General features: G+C 66.9%; 10 protein-coding genes and 4 pseudogenes. 6 read left to right on the top strand and 8 right to left on the bottom strand.

Going from position 1 to position 15,380, the window contains the following annotated elements; genetic code table 11:
• Window positions 1-71: 71 nt before the first annotated feature.
• The 4 genes and pseudogenes from CPZ00_RS04360 to CPZ00_RS16070 form a co-directional block, all read left to right on the top strand.
• The gene (locus CPZ00_RS04360) at window positions 72-1,568 is read left to right on the top strand and encodes a phytoene desaturase family protein (protein ID WP_096391593.1); all 1,497 of its coding nucleotides are present in this window, start codon (window positions 72-74) and stop codon (window positions 1,566-1,568) included.
• Window positions 1,565-2,536, top strand: coding sequence for a prenyltransferase (locus CPZ00_RS04365; RefSeq protein WP_096389798.1), 972 nt, complete (start codon window positions 1,565-1,567; stop codon window positions 2,534-2,536). The genes CPZ00_RS04360 and CPZ00_RS04365 overlap by 4 nt, the downstream gene beginning before the upstream one ends.
• Window positions 2,526-3,401: pseudogene (gene cruF, locus CPZ00_RS04370) on the top strand (bisanhydrobacterioruberin hydratase); the annotation flags it as partial. The gene CPZ00_RS04365 and the pseudogene cruF, both read left to right, overlap by 11 nt.
• 178 nt (window positions 3,402-3,579) lie before the next feature.
• Window positions 3,580-3,696: pseudogene (locus CPZ00_RS16070) on the top strand (HVO_2523 family zinc finger protein); the annotation flags it as partial.
• A 113-nt stretch (window positions 3,697-3,809) separates the two neighbouring features.
• Here the strand turns inward: CPZ00_RS16070 and CPZ00_RS04380 are convergent.
• The 3 genes and pseudogenes from CPZ00_RS04380 to CPZ00_RS04390 all read right to left on the bottom strand — a co-directional run.
• A pseudogene (locus CPZ00_RS04380) lies at window positions 3,810-4,097 on the bottom strand (zinc ribbon domain-containing protein); the annotation flags it as partial.
• A 10-nt stretch (window positions 4,098-4,107) separates the two neighbouring features.
• Window positions 4,108-4,743 carry an IS6 family transposase gene (locus CPZ00_RS04385; RefSeq protein ID WP_096391572.1) on the bottom strand — a complete coding sequence of 212 codons (636 nt, stop codon included), beginning with the start codon at window positions 4,741-4,743 and terminating at the stop codon, window positions 4,108-4,110.
• A 50-nt stretch (window positions 4,744-4,793) separates the two neighbouring features.
• A pseudogene (locus CPZ00_RS04390) lies at window positions 4,794-5,850 on the bottom strand (RNA-guided endonuclease InsQ/TnpB family protein); the annotation flags it as partial.
• 310 nt (window positions 5,851-6,160) lie between these two features.
• Here CPZ00_RS04390 and CPZ00_RS04395 point away from each other — a divergent pair.
• Window positions 6,161-7,147, top strand: coding sequence for a phytoene/squalene synthase family protein (locus CPZ00_RS04395; RefSeq protein WP_096391594.1), 987 nt, complete (start codon window positions 6,161-6,163; stop codon window positions 7,145-7,147).
• Window positions 7,148-7,232: 85 nt separating this feature from the next.
• On the opposite strand, the gene CPZ00_RS04400 is transcribed toward CPZ00_RS04395, so the two are convergent.
• Window positions 7,233-10,397, bottom strand: coding sequence for an adenosylcobalamin-dependent ribonucleoside-diphosphate reductase (locus CPZ00_RS04400; RefSeq protein WP_096389801.1), 3,165 nt, complete (start codon window positions 10,395-10,397; stop codon window positions 7,233-7,235).
• A gap of 446 nt (window positions 10,398-10,843) precedes the next feature.
• Here CPZ00_RS04400 and CPZ00_RS04405 point away from each other — a divergent pair, with 446 nt between their 5' ends.
• The gene (locus tag CPZ00_RS04405) at window positions 10,844-11,092 is read left to right on the top strand and encodes a hypothetical protein (protein WP_096389802.1); all 249 of its coding nucleotides are present in this window, start codon (window positions 10,844-10,846) and stop codon (window positions 11,090-11,092) included.
• An 82-nt stretch (window positions 11,093-11,174) separates the two neighbouring features.
• Here CPZ00_RS04405 and trpG read toward each other — a convergent pair whose 3' ends face one another.
• The 4 genes from trpG to trpD are packed head-to-tail and all read right to left on the bottom strand — an operon-like array spanning window position 11,175 to window position 15,257.
• Window positions 11,175-11,849: an anthranilate synthase component II gene (gene trpG / locus CPZ00_RS04410; RefSeq protein WP_096389803.1), complete on the bottom strand. Its 675-nt coding sequence runs from the start codon at window positions 11,847-11,849 to the stop codon at window positions 11,175-11,177.
• Window positions 11,846-13,564 (bottom strand): anthranilate synthase component I, encoded by a 1,719-nt coding sequence (gene trpE, locus CPZ00_RS04415; protein WP_394338426.1) that lies wholly within the window; start codon window positions 13,562-13,564, stop codon window positions 11,846-11,848. The genes trpG and trpE overlap by 4 nt, the downstream gene beginning before the upstream one ends.
• Complete coding sequence (locus CPZ00_RS04420) at window positions 13,561-14,205, bottom strand: phosphoribosylanthranilate isomerase (RefSeq protein WP_096389804.1); 645 nt, start codon at window positions 14,203-14,205, stop codon at window positions 13,561-13,563. The genes trpE and CPZ00_RS04420 overlap by 4 nt, the downstream gene beginning before the upstream one ends.
• Entirely contained in the window at window positions 14,205-15,257 is a 1,053-nt protein-coding gene (gene trpD, locus CPZ00_RS04425) for an anthranilate phosphoribosyltransferase (RefSeq protein ID WP_096389805.1), read from the bottom strand. The genes CPZ00_RS04420 and trpD overlap by 1 nt, the downstream gene beginning before the upstream one ends.
• Window positions 15,258-15,380: the final 123 nt, after the last annotated feature.

Consider the following 15,380-nt stretch of genomic DNA (forward strand, 5'->3'; position numbering starts at 1 on the left):
CGGTCGCGACGGACGGCGGAGTCGCGGCACGTCGCGCCGGCTTTTATACCGTGGACGCCCGTACGACCGCCATGGACGTGGATCCGGAGATCGACTCGCTTGCGGGCGAGTCGGTCGTCGTCATCGGCGGCGGATTCGGCGGCCTCTCGACGGCCTGTTACCTGGCCGACGCCGGCGCCGACGTGACCCTCCTCGAGAAGAACGAGCAGCTCGGCGGCCGGGCCAGCCGGCTGGAGACCGACGGGTTCCGGTTCGACATGGGCCCGTCGTGGTACCTGATGCCCGACGTCTTCGAGCGGTTCTTCGGCCACTTCGACCGGTCGCCGTCCGACTACTACTCGATCTCCCGGCTGGACCCGCATTACCGTGTCTTCTGGAAGGACGGGGATCGCGTGGACGTGGGGCCCGACCGCGAGGCGAACAAGGAACTGTTCGAGTCCTACGAGCCTGGCGCCGGCAAGGCGCTCGAACGATACCTCGAGGAGGCGGAGTACACCTACGAGGTCGGGATGGAGCATTTCGTCTACGAGGACCGCCCGCGGCTGCGGGACTACGTCGACCGCGACGTCCTCCGGCACGCCCACGGGCTCTCGCTGCTCGGCTCGATGCAGGACCACGTCGAGGGATACTTCGAGCATCCGAAGCTCCAGCAGCTGATGCAGTATTCGCTCGTGTTTCTCGGCGGGTCGCCCACGAACACGCCGGGACTGTACAACCTGATGAGCCACGTCGATTTCAATATGGGCGTCTACTATCCCGACGGCGGGATCGGCGCGGTCGTCGACGCGATCGTCGACCTCGGCGCGGAGCTGGGCGTGGAGTACGTGAGGAACGCCGAGGCCACCGCGATCGAGGGGCGTCGCGGCGGGTTCGCGGTCGACGCCGCGAACGGCGAGCGGTACCTCGCCGATCTGGTCGTCTCGGACGCCGATTACGCCCACACCGAGCGGGAGCTGCTGCCGCCGAACAAACGGCAGTACACCGACGAGTACTGGGAGTCCCGGACGTATGCGCCGTCGGCGTTTCTGATCTATCTCGGCGTCGAGGGCGACGTCCCCGAGCTGGCCCATCATACGCTCGTCCTGCCCACCGAGTGGGCGCAGCACTTCGATCGGATCTTCGAGACCCCGGAGTGGCCACGCGACCCCGCCTACTACCTCTGTGTCCCCTCGAAGACCGACGACACGGTGGCTCCCGCGGGCCACAGCAACCTCTTCGCGTTGGTGCCGATCGCCCCCGGATTGGACGACGACCCGGAGACGCGGGCGTGGTATCGGGACCTGATCCTGGAGGACGTCGCCGAGCATACGGGGACTGACCTGCGCGACCGGATCGTCGTCGAGGAGACGTTCTCGGTGAGTGACTTCGCCGACCGATACAACAGCTACCGGGGGTCGGCGCTCGGGCTCGCGCACACGCTCCGGCAGACGTCGCTGCTCCGGCCGCCGCACGTCTCCGAGGCGGTCGACGGGCTCTACTTCACCGGCTCGTACACCACGCCGGGGATCGGCGTCCCGATGTGTCTCATCAGCGGCCAACTGACCGCCGAGTACGTGACGGGATCGTGACGTCGAGCGAGCCGGTCGGGGAGGACGACGCCGACGCAGCGCCCCCCGCGCCCGCACCGACTGCTCGCGACCGGCTTCGGTACCTGCTGGTGCTGTCGCGGCCCCGGTTCTGGTTCTATCTGGCCGGGCCGGTCGTCGTGGGCGTCGCCTTCGGCGCCGGTTCCGTCCCGGAGCTGGTCGCCCCGCCCGCGCTCGTCCTGTTCGGCTACTTCCTCGTGCCGGCCAACGTCCTGCTGTACGGCGTCAACGACCGGTTCGACGCGGAGATCGACGCCGAGAACCCGAAGAAGGCGGCCGCGGAGGGACGCGAGGCGCGGTGGCGCGGCGATCGAGTCGTCACCGCCGCGATGGTCGCGGCCGGCGTGCTGGGACTCGTGACGGTCGCCGTGACGCCGTCGATCGCGTGGCCGTACCTCGTCGGCTTCTTCCTCCTCGCGGTCGGCTACAGCGCGCCGCCGGTCCGGTTCAAGACGACGCCGCTTCTCGACTCGGCCGCGAACGGCCTGTACGTCCTGCCGGGCGCGGCCGCCTACACGGCGGTGTCGGGAACCCACCCCCCGGTGGCCGCCCTCGCCGGCGCCTGGACGTGGGCGATGGCGATGCACACGTTCTCGGCGATCCCCGACATCGAACCCGACCGGGCGGCGGGGATCCGAACGACCGCGACCGTGCTGGGCGAGCGGCGGACCTACGGCTACTGTGCCGGCTGTTGGACGCTTGCGGCGGCCGCGTTCGCACTCATCGATCCCCGGATCGGGGCGCTGTTGGGCGTCTACCCGGCCTTCGTCGTCGGCGTCGCGACGACCGGCGTGGCGGTCGACCGGGCCTACTGGTGGTTCCCGGCGCTCAACACCGTCGTCGGCACGCTCCTCACGATCGGCGGCCTGACCCGGATCGTGAGCCCGGCGGAAGCGTGGGACCTGCTCGAAATGCGGGCCCTCATCGGGGTGATCGTGAGTGTCGCGTGAGGATTCGGGGACCGGAGCGCTCGAATCAACGACGAGCCGGCTCCCGCGAACGCGGGACGACGTCGAGGCCGCGTTCGACCGGATCGTCGCGGAGAACCGGTTCACGATCGCGGTGGTGTTCCCCGTCGTCGGCGCGGTCTCGCTCGTCGCGAGCGCGGCGGGGTGGCTGCCGGACCCGCTGGCGTTCAACCCGTGGTTTCTGCTGGCCGGCGTGCTGGTGATGCGGTCCCCGCTGGTCGCCGGCGTGTTGCCGCTCGTCGACCGACGGGCAGCCGCGTGGCTGGGCGTGCTCGTGGCCTACACCTACGTGATCGAGGCGGTCGGCGTGGCCACCGGCTGGCCCTACGGCGCGTTCAGCTACGGGGTCGACCTCGGGCCGATGCTCGGCGGCGTCCCGCTCGCGCTTCCGGTCTTCTTCATCCCGCTCGTAGTGAACGCCTACCTGCTGTGTCTGTTGCTGTTGGGCCCACGAGCCGGCAACCCGGCCGTCCGCCTGCTGGCCGTGATCGCGACCGTGGTCGCGATGGACGTCGTGTTGGACCCCGGCGCGGTCGCGCTGGGGTTCTGGCGCTACGACGCCGGCGGCGCGTTTTACGGCGTCCCGCTCTCGAACTATCTCGGCTGGGTGCTCTCGGCGACCGTCGCCGTCCTCGCGCTCGATCGGGCCTTCGACCGCGACCGGCTGCTCGCCCGGCTCGAGTCGTGTCCGTTCATGCTCGACGACATGGTGAGCTTCGTGATCCTCTGGGGCGGGATCGGCCTCCGGTTCGGGGCCCTTCTGCCGGCCGCCGTGGCCGCGGCCTTCGGCGTCGGACTCGTCCGCGCCGACCGGTTCGACGCGCGCGTCTTCGACCCCCGCAAGCGCGGGACGTGGGGACGCGCCGGCGGTTCGCGGGACGTGCCCTCCGATGAGGATGCGTGCGATCCCGAGACCGATCGGAATTAAGAGCTGTCGGCAGCTATTTCGCAGTATGTCGGAGCAGGCGATCGAACCGGGGCAGGCGGGCGAATCGGGGCAGTCCGGAGAGTCGGGCCCGGCCGATGGTGGGGCCGGCGGACGACCCTGTCCGTTATGTTCGGAGCCGATGATCCACCGTCACTGCAAGTACGTCTGCCCGACCCACGGCGTGATCTACGACTGTAGCGACACCTTCTATTGAGGGGACCGACGACCCGCCTCGGTAGGGACACACGATCTGTCCGTTGACATCCTCCCCGCGCTGAAGCGCGAGGATTCCCACGGCACCGCGCCGCTGGGTTGGGATATTGTGGTTTACGACGTGACCCGTTCTTGAGGCGCGAACGCGCCAGTCTCCTTGTCAAACAGGAACGTCGATGGCTGTGCCAACCAGCCGTTACTCCTATTCACCGACAGATTCGGTGAACTCGGAGATACTTTCTGCCGAATGTTCTCCGCCCCGTTCACGTCCGCGTTCGCCGTCGTCCCGCACTCGTCGCAGACGTACAGTCCGCGTTCAACACGGTTCCCATCCCGCTTGCGGCCACAACACGAACACGACTTCGACGTGTCACGCTCGGACACCTCCTCAACGGTGATGCCTTAGTCGTGTTTAGTTTGTAGCATTGTGCCAGACGGCGAAGGTGTGTAACCACGTTTCAGCTGTGCTTGGATCAACGTGGCTAAAACAGTTTGAGAACGAAGAGGTGCGTCGTTTTATCTCACGGAAGATACGTTCGACGCTGTTACGATTTCCGTGGCGTTCGTATCTGAAATCGAGGCCGTGTCGTTGGAGCGCGGTTTGCAACCAATCCGCATCATCGACAAGAAATAGCGTGTCATCAACATCGTGTTTCTCACGGAGCTCTCTGAGAAAGATCTCAGTTACTGCAGTCGTATACGTGGAAAAGAGCCGAATATGAAGGAAGTGGTTTGTAGATGGATCGACCGCCGCGTACAACCAGTACTGCTGATCATTGATTCGGATCACGCTCTCATCAACCGCCACTTGTTCCGGATTGGCACCTCCGTCAAGTTGCAGATCGGCTTTCTGTACCCAATCGTGGACGGCTTTTCGGCTGCGTGTGACACCCAACTTATCAAGAATCGAGATGGTATTCGAAAGTGAGAGACCAGCAACGTGAAGTTGAATACCAAGCTTCATCGCCGATCGGGGTGTCCGCTCGCGCTCCACAAAATCCAAATCGATCCAGTCGCAACCACCGCTGAGGCGTGTGATTTCGGGCATAGACCACTCAGAAATCATCACGCCTCACTTTTCATAGTTAACTAAACACGACTGATGCCTTCCACCTCGGCCTTATACGTGAGCAGCTCCGTGAACCGGTCGAACGCCCACGAATGCAAGTCGAGATTGCCGTGTTTGCCCCAATTCTTCGACTCACCGTTCTCGTCATCCTCACGGATGCCGGACAGATCTCCAATCGCGATCGTCCCCACGCCCTTCTCAACACACCGCTGAACGATGTGCTTCGAGAGCGTGTGGAAGTAGTGCGTGCGGCGAGCCGACTTCTTCTGATTCAGCCGCGTGGCTTGCGCAGAGTTTGAGTCGGCACACTGCGCGAGTCGCTTGCTGAAGTAGTAGTCATCCTGCTTCAGACAGTTCAACGGGTAGAGATCGCTGTGGCCGTCTTCGTAGGCGAGTGCGGCGAAGTTGTTGATCCCGAGGTCGATACCGACGGTCTTCTCGCCGGGCGACTCAGCTACCTCACTCTCAACCTTACAGACGAAGTGAAGCACCCACGCATCGCCTGACCAAACCGCCTTCACTTGTTGGACGGTCTCCACGGCGGAGAGGTCAACGTCGGGACGAGTTTGGAATTTACAGAGGATGAAGTCCGACCAATACTCTTTGAGGTTCGATCCTTTAGAGAGTCGGACGCGGTCGTACTGAGTGTCGAGTTTGAAGCCGGCGGCTTTGAACGTCACCGTCGAACGCGGGTGGTCGTCACCGCGTTTGCGGTAGCCGGGCGGGTTCGCTCTCGTATCTCCGTTGCGTCGTTTGCCATACCACCCACTGAACGCTTCAGCGAGTTCTTGAAGGACTCGCTGTGCTCAATGAGCGAAGCTCATTGGCATCACGAGACGGCGAAGCCGTCTCGAACGAACTTGACTGAGAATGCAGGTCATCATAGCGGTCGTGGGTCTTGAGGGACGCTGTGAGTTCGGTGTGGTTTGGGATGTGTCCGATCTCGTCCCAGACCCGGCTGCATGTCCACCGTCCGACGTTCCAGAGTTTCGAGGCTGCGAACCCGAGGGCGTCAAGGTCGTCTTGCACCCGTGACTGATTCCGAATGGAAGCAGTATAGGTGCGCGTGACGACCTGTTTTGCCATACGTAATCTATGTAAATAAAATTACTTGAAGGTATGGATTATACAGCATAGAATATCCTGCCGTGCCATCGAACCGAGGATTAGAGAAGAGTTGTCGGATTCATCCCCGCGCTGAAGTGTGGGGCTTTCTCCTTGATTCTCCGTAAGCGACGTATAATCGAGCCGATCGGCGTGCGGCGCCGTCGCCGGGGAGCGAAACCGCACGAACAATTATGGGTCTACGTCCCGTGTGATCCGATGGTATGGGAACCCGCACATCCACGTCCGATCGCTCCGTGATGGCCGATCGCGACGCGCCGAGGGTGAACCGATGATCGAGGACGACCGGGTCGCCCGCGGCAAGCGGATCCAGCAGCGAACGGGGGCGACCTTCCACGTCGCCACGCGCCTGCTCCCCGAACGGATCCGATATCCCACGTACGTCCTCTACGGCTTCTTTCGCGTCGCCGACGAGGTCGTCGACGCGGCCGACGCCGCCCCGCCGGCCGAGCAACGGGCCGAACTCGAGCGGATCCGCCGGGTCGTCCTCGGCGAGGAGCCGCCGGGCGAGGACCCCGACGACGAGGTGCTCGCGGCGTTCCGGGACCTCAGAGCCGAAACGGGTATCGCCGAGGCCGACGTCGACGTCTTCCTCGCGGCGATGGCCAGCGACGTCGACCGGTCACGCTACGAGACGTACGCCGATCTCGAGGCATATATGGACGGGTCGGCGGCGGCGGTCGGCCGGATGATGACCGCGGTGATGGACGTCGACGACCCCGAGCGGGCGCTCCCGCACGCCACGAAGCTCGGCGAGGCGTTCCAGATGAGCAACTTCCTCCGTGACGTCGGCGAGGACGTCCGCGAGCGCGACCGGGTCTACCTGCCCGCCGAGACGCTGCGCGAGCACGGCGCCTCCGTCGATCAGGTCCGGGAGCTGCGCTTCGACGAGTCGGTCGCGTCCGCGATCCGGGCGGAGCTTGCCCGCACCGAGGGCCTCTACGCCGAGGGCGTGGCGGGGATCCGGTACCTGCCAGAGGACTGCCAGCTCGCGGTCCTGCTGGCGGCGGTCCTCTATGCGGACCACCACCGGCTGATCCGTGATCTGGGATACGACACGCTCTCACAAACCCCCGAGCTTTCGCTCACGCGGCGGTTTCGCCTGCTCGCGCGCACCTGGTGGCTCTTCCGGCGATACGACGACCCCGAGGCCGTCTTCCACGCCGCCGTCGATTCCTTCGACGTCGACGCGCCGACTCGCACCACGCACGCGCACGGCTGGCGGAACTGTCGGATCGTGTCGTATCTCTCGCGGTGAGCCGACCGGCGACAGCGAAAGCGAACCGACCCACGAAACCGCGACGAACCGAAAAACGAACGTCGGCGCCGTTATCGCTTCAGCTTCAGCACTCGGACCAGCCGCAGGACTCGCACGTCTTGCAGCCCTCCGAGAAGTAGAGGCTGAGGCCGCCACACTCCGGACACTCCGGCGACTCGCCGGCGGCGATGAGGTCCTGCGTGGCGTCCTGGTCGGGCTCGGCGGCCACGTCGTCGACGCTCGGCGCCTGACCGGCCTCGCCGGCCGCCGCGTCGGCGGCAACCCCGCCGCCGTCCGTCTGCTCCGCGCCGGTGGCGGGCACGTCCTCGGCGCCGTTCTCCTCGAGCTCGCTCAGGGACTGCTGTTGGGGGATCCCCTTGTCGATCTCGTCGTCGAGGTAGCGCCGCAGCGCCGTGCCGATGGCGTCCGGGATCGACTGGATCTGCTCGCCCTTGTCCCAGGCGACCTTCGGGCTGCGGGTGCCCTGCAGCTCGTCGACGATCTCGACGGGGTCGACCCCCGAGCGGAGCGCCGTCGAGATGACCTTCGCGAGCGCCTCCGTGAAGGAGTTCGTGTAGCCGCCCGAGTGGCCGATGTTGGCGAACAGCTCGAAGGGCCCGCCGTTCTCGTCCTCGTTGATCGTCACGTAGAGCTTGCCGTAGCCCGTCTCGATCCGCTGGGTGACGCCGTTCAGCGAGTCCGGACGGGGGCGCGTCTCCGCGTAGTTGACCGTCGGCCGCTCGCTGGCCTCGAGCAGCTCGTCGATCTCCGCGTCGAGCTGGGCTCGGACGTCCTCGTTGTCGAGGAACGCCTCGACGCCGCCGAAGACCTCCTGGATCTGCTCGACGATCGTCTCGGCCGCCTCGGACTCGTCGGCGAACTCAGCGTTCTTCGCGCGCGTCGTCAGCACCTGCTTCGAGCGCGTGCCGTCGCGGTAGACGGTGACGCCCTTCCCGCCGTGGTCGTAGATGTAGCGGTAGACCTCGTCCATGTCCTCGGCCGACGCCGAGTTGGGGAAGTTACAGGTCTTCGAGATGGCCGAGTCGACGCCGCGCTGACAGGCACACTGGACGGCTGCGTGCTGTTTGCCCGAGAGGTCGCCGGTGACGACGAACAGCTCGCCGATGGGGTTCGGAACCGTCTCGAGCCCCTCGACGCCGTCGAACTCGTTGTTCGACATCTGTTCCTGGGCCTCGCGTTTGACCGCGTCGACGTCGATGTCGTTGGCCTCGAGCGTCCGCAGGAAGTAGTCGTCGAACTCGACGAGCATCTCGTCGCCCTGGACGTCGTCGGAGACGTTCTTGTAGTAGGCGACGTTGTAGATGGGCTCGCAGCCGCCGGTCGTGTTGCCGACCATCGAGGTCGTGCCGGTCGGTGCGATCGTCGTCGTGTTGTGGTTGCGGATCGGGTAGCCGTCGGCCCACTCGTCGGCGTCCTCGCCCGTGTGGTGTTCGAACCATTCGCGGTACTCGGTGGGGTCCGCGTACTTCGAGTCGGCCCAGTCGTTGAAGGAGCCGCGCTCCGCGGCCAGCTCGTGGGAGGTCTCCTTCGAGACGTGGTTGATGTGGGTCATCAGCTGGCCGGCGATCTCGTTGCCGGTCTCGGAGCCGTACCGGACGCCGAGCTGGATGTACAGCTGGGCCAGCCCCATCACGCCGAGGCCGATCTTCCGCATGTCCCGGACCTTCTGCTCGATCTCCGGGACCGGGAAGTCCGACATCGTGACCACGTTCTCGAGGAATCGCGTGCCGTAGTCGATGCGCTCGTCGAACGCCTCGAAGTCGATCGCCTCCTCGAGGAAGGCGTCGACGGCCGCCTCCGTCGAGTCGTACTCGTCGGCGTGCTCCTCGCTCCAGACGCGCCAGTCGGGCGCGTCCAGGTCCGCCAGCGTCGAGAGGTTGATGTGACCGAGGTTACAGGCCTCGTACTCCTCGAGCGGCTGTTCTCCGCAGGGATTCGTCGCGAGGATGCGGTGGTCGGGATGCTCCTCGACGTCGAAGGAGTGCTGCTTGTTGACCCGTTCAAGGTAGATGACGCCGGGTTCGCCGTTCTCGTGGGCGCCCTCGACCATGTGCTCCCAGATCTCGTCGGCCGGAACCGACAGCTCCTCGCCGACCTCGACGTGGTGGCCGAGGTCGAACATATCGTAGAGCTCCTTCGTCTCGGCGGTGGCGATGTGGGGTTCCTCGGTACGGGGGTTCGTGAAGGTGAACTCCTCGTCGTTGTACAGCGCCTCCATGAAGTCGTCGGTGACGCCCACGGAGATGTTGAAGTTCGAGAGGTGGCCCTCGACGGCGTTCCGGAGGTGTTTGGGGACGCGCCCCTCGTCGTCGATCAGCTCGCGGGCCTCATCGAGGGCGTCCTTGAAGGAGGTGTGGGTGTAGTCGTCCGGGTCGTTGAGCCGCAGCGAGTGCGCCAGGGAGACGTCCTTGTTCTTCGCGTGGATGAACTGGATGACGTCGGGGTGGGAGACGCGCATCACGCCCATCTGGGCGCCGCGCCGGGCGCCGCCCTGTGCGATCGTCTCACACATCTGGTCGTAGGTCCGCATAAAGGTGATCGGCCCCGAGGCGATCCCGCCCGTGGAGCCGACGGCGTCGCCGTAGGGGCGTAATCGCCAGAAGGCATAGCCCATACCGCCCCCGCTTTGGAAGACCTCCGCGGCCTCCTTGGCGGTCTGGTGGATGTCGGTGATGTCGTCGTCGGGAGAGTCGACGAAACAGGCCGACAGTTGCTGGAGCTCGTCGCCGGCGTTCATCAGCGTCGGCGAGTTCGGCATAAAGGAGAGCGACTCCATCCCCTCGCGGAACGTCGACGCCGTCTCCTCGACGTGATCGCGCACTTCGGCCGGAAGCTCGGGGACGATCGTCTCGTAGGAGAACTTGTTGACGTTGTGTGCGGTCAGGGTCGTTTCGGCGTCGTCGCCGGCGGTGACGCCGGCGCCGAAGACCTCGCTCGCGAGCTCGTCGCGGCGCGGGTGGTCCGGCTTGATCTGGTCGGGCGTGACCGTGATCTCGACGTCCCGCTTTTCGGCCTCGTAGACCGCCTCCGCGAGCGCGACGTTCTTCGCGACGCGGACGAACAGATCCTCCTGGGTTTCGATCTGGTTTCCGTCGGCGTCCTTCCGGAGATATCGGGCGGGCAGAATGTTGTGATAGGCGTTGGCCGTGAGCCGGTCCTCGAGCGTCTCGCCCGTGGTTCGTTTGATCGGCAGTTCGAGTTCGTCGGCGGAGAGATCGCTCCCGCTCATCGCGGGATGACGCCCCCTCGATCGTGTGCTGTCTCGTGCATCTATCGTGATATTGGACTGTCGCGGTGGACCCTTGTATCTTCCCTTCCCGGTCCACGTGGGCGATCGTGTCGAGTACTTGAGTAGTATTCGTCGGCGCGGCAACCGTCCCGCGCACGCACGTCTCCGTAATCGGTCGGCGACCCACATAAGGATGCCCCCTCCGGAGCGAAAGTGAATACGAAACCCCGGACATCGACAGCAGCCGGCGGTTTATACAGTGGAATCGAAGGGGTGTTCGGAGAACGGGAGAGGGTCAATCACACGGACACGCATCGACGACGGAGCTCCGCGAAACGAGCCGAACATCGCCGATTCGACGTCGATCTAACTACATTCTTATAAATGTCGGACGGAGCGGGCGGCTGGGCCACAGACTTATGCCGTCGGTGTCCCTCCGGGACGGTATGAACGGCATCCTTCCCGTCCCGGAGACTGCGACGGTCACCGCCGACCTCGCGTCGACGGTCGGAACGCTTCCCCTGCAACCGGGCTTCGCGTCCACCCCGTTGGGACAGGTGCTGATCGCGCTCGTGGCGGTCGCGATCGTTATCGTGATCGGCCGGGTCGTGCTCGCGATCGCATGGAAGCTCGTCACGATCGCCGCCGTCGTCGTCGCGCTGCTGTTGCTGCTGTCGACGTCTGGACTCCTGTAGCCGCCGGGAGTCCTGTAGCCGTCGGGGGTCCTGTCGCCACCGACCGTCGGCCGGCATCGACCGGTTCGAACTCGCGGGACGACTATCGCTCCATCGGAACCGTCGAGTCCGTCGACCCGATGGATCCCACTGCTTCCGCCGATTCCGCCGCCTCAGCGGCGGCCACCTCCGTCAGGAAGTTCCGAACGACGTCGTGGCCGACGCCCGTGAGGACGCTCTCCGGATGGAACTGGACGCACTCGATCGGACGTTCACGGTGGCGGATCCCCATCACGAGTTCCGTCCCGTCGTGGTCGGTCGTCGCCGAGACCACGAAGCAGTCGGGGACGTCGGTCGCGATCAGCGAGTGGTATCGCCCCGCGCGGAACCCCTGATCGAGGCCGACGAAGACGCCCGCCCCGTCGTGGTCGATCGGGAAGGCCTTGCCGTGAACCGGCTCGGGAGCGTGACCGACCGAGCCGCCGTACTCGTGGACCGCGGCCTCGAGCCCGAGACAGACCCCAAGCGTCGGGATCGTCGGCGAGAGCTCGCGAAGCACGTCGGTCGTGACGCCGACGTCCCGGTCGTTCTTCGGGTGTCCCGGACCGGGGCTGATCACGATCGCGTCCGGGTCGGTTTCCCGAACGTCCGCAAGCGTCGCCCGGTTCTTCAGGACGGTCGTCTCGACGCCGCCCGGAAGCGGCTGTTCGGAGACGTACTCCACGAGGTTGTACGTGAACGAGTCGTAGTTGTCCACGAACGTGACGCGCGTGGTCATCGGTCCGCCTCACCCCCCGTCTCCCGGATCGCCTCGACCGCGGCGCGCACGCCGTCCATCTTCTGTTCGGTCTCCTCGTACTCGGCGGTCGGGTCCGAGTCGGCGACCAACCCCGCTCCGGCCTGGATCGTGATTCGGTCCGTGGGCCCGGTCTCGGAGGACGGCGCGTCCGGAACGGCCTCGATCGGAGCGTCGTCGATCGAAACGTCGTGGTCGATCGTCGCCGTCCGGATGACGATCGCGAAGTCGGCGTCGCCGGTCCAGGAGTAGTACCCGACGCCGCCGCCGTAGACGCCCCGGGGAGACCGCTCGAGTTCGTCGATGATCTCCATCGCTCGAACCTTCGGCGCGCCGGTGAGCGTCCCCGCGGGGAACGTCGCCCGCGTCGCGTCGAAGGCGTCGGCGCCGGCGGCGAGCGTCCCGGTCACGGTCGACTCGATGTGCTGGACGTGGCTGTACTTGAGGACGTTCATGAACTCCTCGACGCGCACGGATCCCGGCGCCGACACGCGCCGGACGTCGTTGCGTGCGAGGTCGACGAGCATCGTGTGCTCGGCGCGCTCCTTCTCGTCGGCGAGCATCTCGCCGGCGAGCCGCCGGTCCTCGACCGGGCTCTCCCCGCGGGAGCAGGTCCCGGCGATCGGGTTCGAGACGATCCGATCCCCCTGAACCGACACGAGCGTCTCCGGGCTCGCGCCGACGATCGACCGGTCGCCGTGGCGCAGGAGGTACATATACGGCGACGGGTTGATCTCCCGGAGCGCGTCGTAGAGCCCCGTCGGGTCCACGTCGCCGTATAGCTCCCGCGTTCGGGAGATGACGCCCTGGTAGATCTCGCCGTCGAGGACGCGCTCCTTGGTCGTTCGAACGGCCGCCTCGTAGGCGTCCCGGGGATCCGCCGTCTCGGCGATCCCGGCGAACCCGCCGGGCGCCGGCTCCGCGGCATCCCGAAGATCGGTGCGGACGCCGGCAGCCTCCGCGATCCGGTCGTCGTAGACCGCGCCCGGGTCGTCGTCGGGAGTGACGACCGGCGTGAGGACGAGGTCGACGGTGCCGGCGACCTCGTCGAAGACGAGCGTCCGCGTCGTGAGACAGAACTCGGCGTCGGGAACGACGGGCTCGGGACGATCGACGCCGACCTCCTCGAGCCAGAGGTCGTAGATCGCGTCGTACGACAGGAATCCGACGAACCCGCCCGAGAGCGTCTGTCGGTTGGTTTCCGGGAATCCGCGGCGCTCCACGTCCGGGAACGCGCCCCGAACGCGGTCGAGGACGTCGCCGGCGTTCGGGCCGATCGCGTCGCCGGTCGAGTTCACATCCGCGTCCGCAGTCTCCGCGAGCAGGTCGGCCGCGGGCCCGAGCCGCGTCAGGTCGGTCCGGTCGGGATACACCGAGAGGACCGCCTCGGGGTCGTAGCCGACGAACGAGTACCGCGCGTGGCGGTCGGCGTCGGCGCCGGGCGCGAAGGCCCCGTCAGGGTCGCTCGAGGCGACCTTCTCGGCCGACTCCAGCAGGAAGCCGTGGTCGCTCCGGTCGGTCAACGCGGCGTAGGCGGTCAGCGGCGAGACGTCGACGTCGAGCTCGACCGCGATCCGGACCACGGCCGGGCCGTCGGCATCGGCGACGTGGTCGACGAACGCCTCCCGGGACAGCGACGGATCGAGGTCCACGAGCGGATCGGCGATCCGATCGGCGGGTTCCGAACGAGACGTCACGCGAGCGTCACCTCCCGGCCGGCGTTGCGGACGAACCGGGCGAGCGCGTTGTGGTCCTTTCGACCGCCGGTCAGCTCCACGCCGGAGGCGACGTCGACCGCGTACGGGTCGGCGGTCTCGACGGCCTCGGCCACGTTCTCCGGGGTGAGCCCGCCCGCGAGCACGACCGGCGACGCGAGCCGGGCGGCCAGCCGGCCCGTCGACTCCCAATCGTGGGTCCGTCCGGTTCCGCCCGCGCCCTCCTCTGTCGTCGAGTCGACCACGAGCGCGTCGACCGCCTCGTCTGCCCGCTGGGCACGGGCGTGATCGTCGGCGTCCACGGTGAGCAGGACCTTCACGCCCGTCTCGGCGCGGACGTAGCCGATCTCCTCGGCGGTCCACTCGCCGTGGAGCTGCAGCGCGTCGGGACCGACGGTCCGGACGAGCTCGACCGCCCGCTCCGGCGAGTCCGGCATCGTCACGAGCGTGGCAGTCACGAACGGCGGCACGCCGGCCAGCAGGTCCGCCGCGGTCGCCGGGTCGACCTCTCGAGGCGTCTCGACCGGGACCTCGGTGATGATCCCGATCGCGTCCGCGCCGGCTTCGATCGCCGCGCGGACGTCGGCGCCGCGCGTGAGCCCGCAGACCTTCGCGCGAGCCATCAGTCGTCCGCCTCGGCCCCGACGTCCGCGTCCCCGTGCGCCGACTCGGCCGTGTCGCCGCACAGCGCGTCGAGCTTCTCGGCGGCGGCGCCGGAGTCGATGGCCTCGGCGGCGGCGTCGACGCCCGCCTCGAGCGAGTCGGCCAGCCCCGCGACGTAGACGGCCGCGCCGGCGTTCGCGAGGATCAGGTCACGCTTCGGCCCGGTCACGTCGCCCGTGACGATCCCGCGGAGGTCGGCGGCGTTCTCCTCGGGGCCGCCGCCTGCGACGTCCCCGATCGGCGCGCGTTCGAGCCCGAGGTCGGCAGGTTCGATCGTGTACTCGGTGACGTCCTCGCCCTCGACCTCCGCGACGACCGTCTCGTCGTGGAGCGCGATCTCGTCCATTCCGGAGCCGTGGACGACCAGCGCGTGCTCGACGGGCATGTGCGCGAGCGACCGGGCGATCTGCGGGACGAGGTCGGCGTCGTAGACGCCGAGGACCTGTCCCTCCGCTCCGGCCGGATTGGTGAGCGGGCCGAGCACGTTGAAGACCGTCCGCACGCCGAGCTCCTTGCGCGGCCCGATCACGGCCTTCATCGCGGGGTGGAACACCGGCGCGAGCATGAAGCCGATCCCGTCCTCGTCGATCGCGGCCTCGACGGCCGGCGGCTCGGCCTCGACGTCGACGCCCGCCACCTCGAGCACGTCGGCGCTCCCCGAGGTGGAGGAGACCGAGTAGTTGCCGTGTTTGGCCACGGCGGCTCCGGCTCCCGCCGCGACGATGGCGGCGGTGGTGGAGACGTTGATCGTGTCGTAGTCGTCGCCGCCGGTGCCGCAGGTGTCGACGAGGTACTCGCGGTTCGGCTCGATCGTCCGGGCCGCGTCGCGCATTCCCGTCGCGAACCCCGCGATCTCCGCCTCCGTCTCGCCCTTCGCCCGAAGCGCCGCCAGCAGCGCCCCGATCTGGGCCTCCGTGGCCTCCTCGAAGACGATCCGGGCCGCCTCCCGAGCCTCCTCGACGCTCAGATCCTCGCCCGCCGTCACGCGCTCGATGATGGTTGTGATGTTCATTGTGGGCACCGATGTATAGGTTCGTCTTGTAGTGTACATATTTGTACATCGCCTTAAGCGTATCGTCGGCGGGACGAACTGCCGGATGAAGACGTCAGTCGATGCCAAGCGGCGGGACGAAAA

It is taken from the genome of Halopenitus persicus (assembly GCF_002355635.1).
GTDB lineage: Archaea > Halobacteriota > Halobacteria > Halobacteriales > Haloferacaceae > Halopenitus > Halopenitus persicus_A.

Bases quoted from the DNA above. Each gene is read 5' to 3' on its own strand.
- CPZ00_RS04420 (WP_096389804.1), bottom strand. From the start codon at position 14,205: ATGGCTCGCGCGAAGGTCTGCGGGCTCACGCGCGGCGCCGACGTCCGC.
- trpG (WP_096389803.1), bottom strand. From the start codon at position 11,849: ATGACCACGCGCGTCACGTTCGTGGACAACTACGACTCGTTCACGTAC.
- CPZ00_RS04400 (WP_096389801.1), bottom strand. From the start codon at position 10,397: ATGAGCGGGAGCGATCTCTCCGCCGACGAACTCGAACTGCCGATCAAA.
- CPZ00_RS04405 (WP_096389802.1), top strand. From the start codon at position 10,844: ATGAACGGCATCCTTCCCGTCCCGGAGACTGCGACGGTCACCGCCGAC.
- trpD (WP_096389805.1), bottom strand. From the start codon at position 15,257: ATGAACATCACAACCATCATCGAGCGCGTGACGGCGGGCGAGGATCTG.
- CPZ00_RS04385 (WP_096391572.1), bottom strand. From the start codon at position 4,743: ATGCCCGAAATCACACGCCTCAGCGGTGGTTGCGACTGGATCGATTTG.
- CPZ00_RS04395 (WP_096391594.1), top strand. From the start codon at position 6,161: ATGATCGAGGACGACCGGGTCGCCCGCGGCAAGCGGATCCAGCAGCGA.
- CPZ00_RS04360 (WP_096391593.1), top strand. From the start codon at position 72: ATGGACGTGGATCCGGAGATCGACTCGCTTGCGGGCGAGTCGGTCGTC.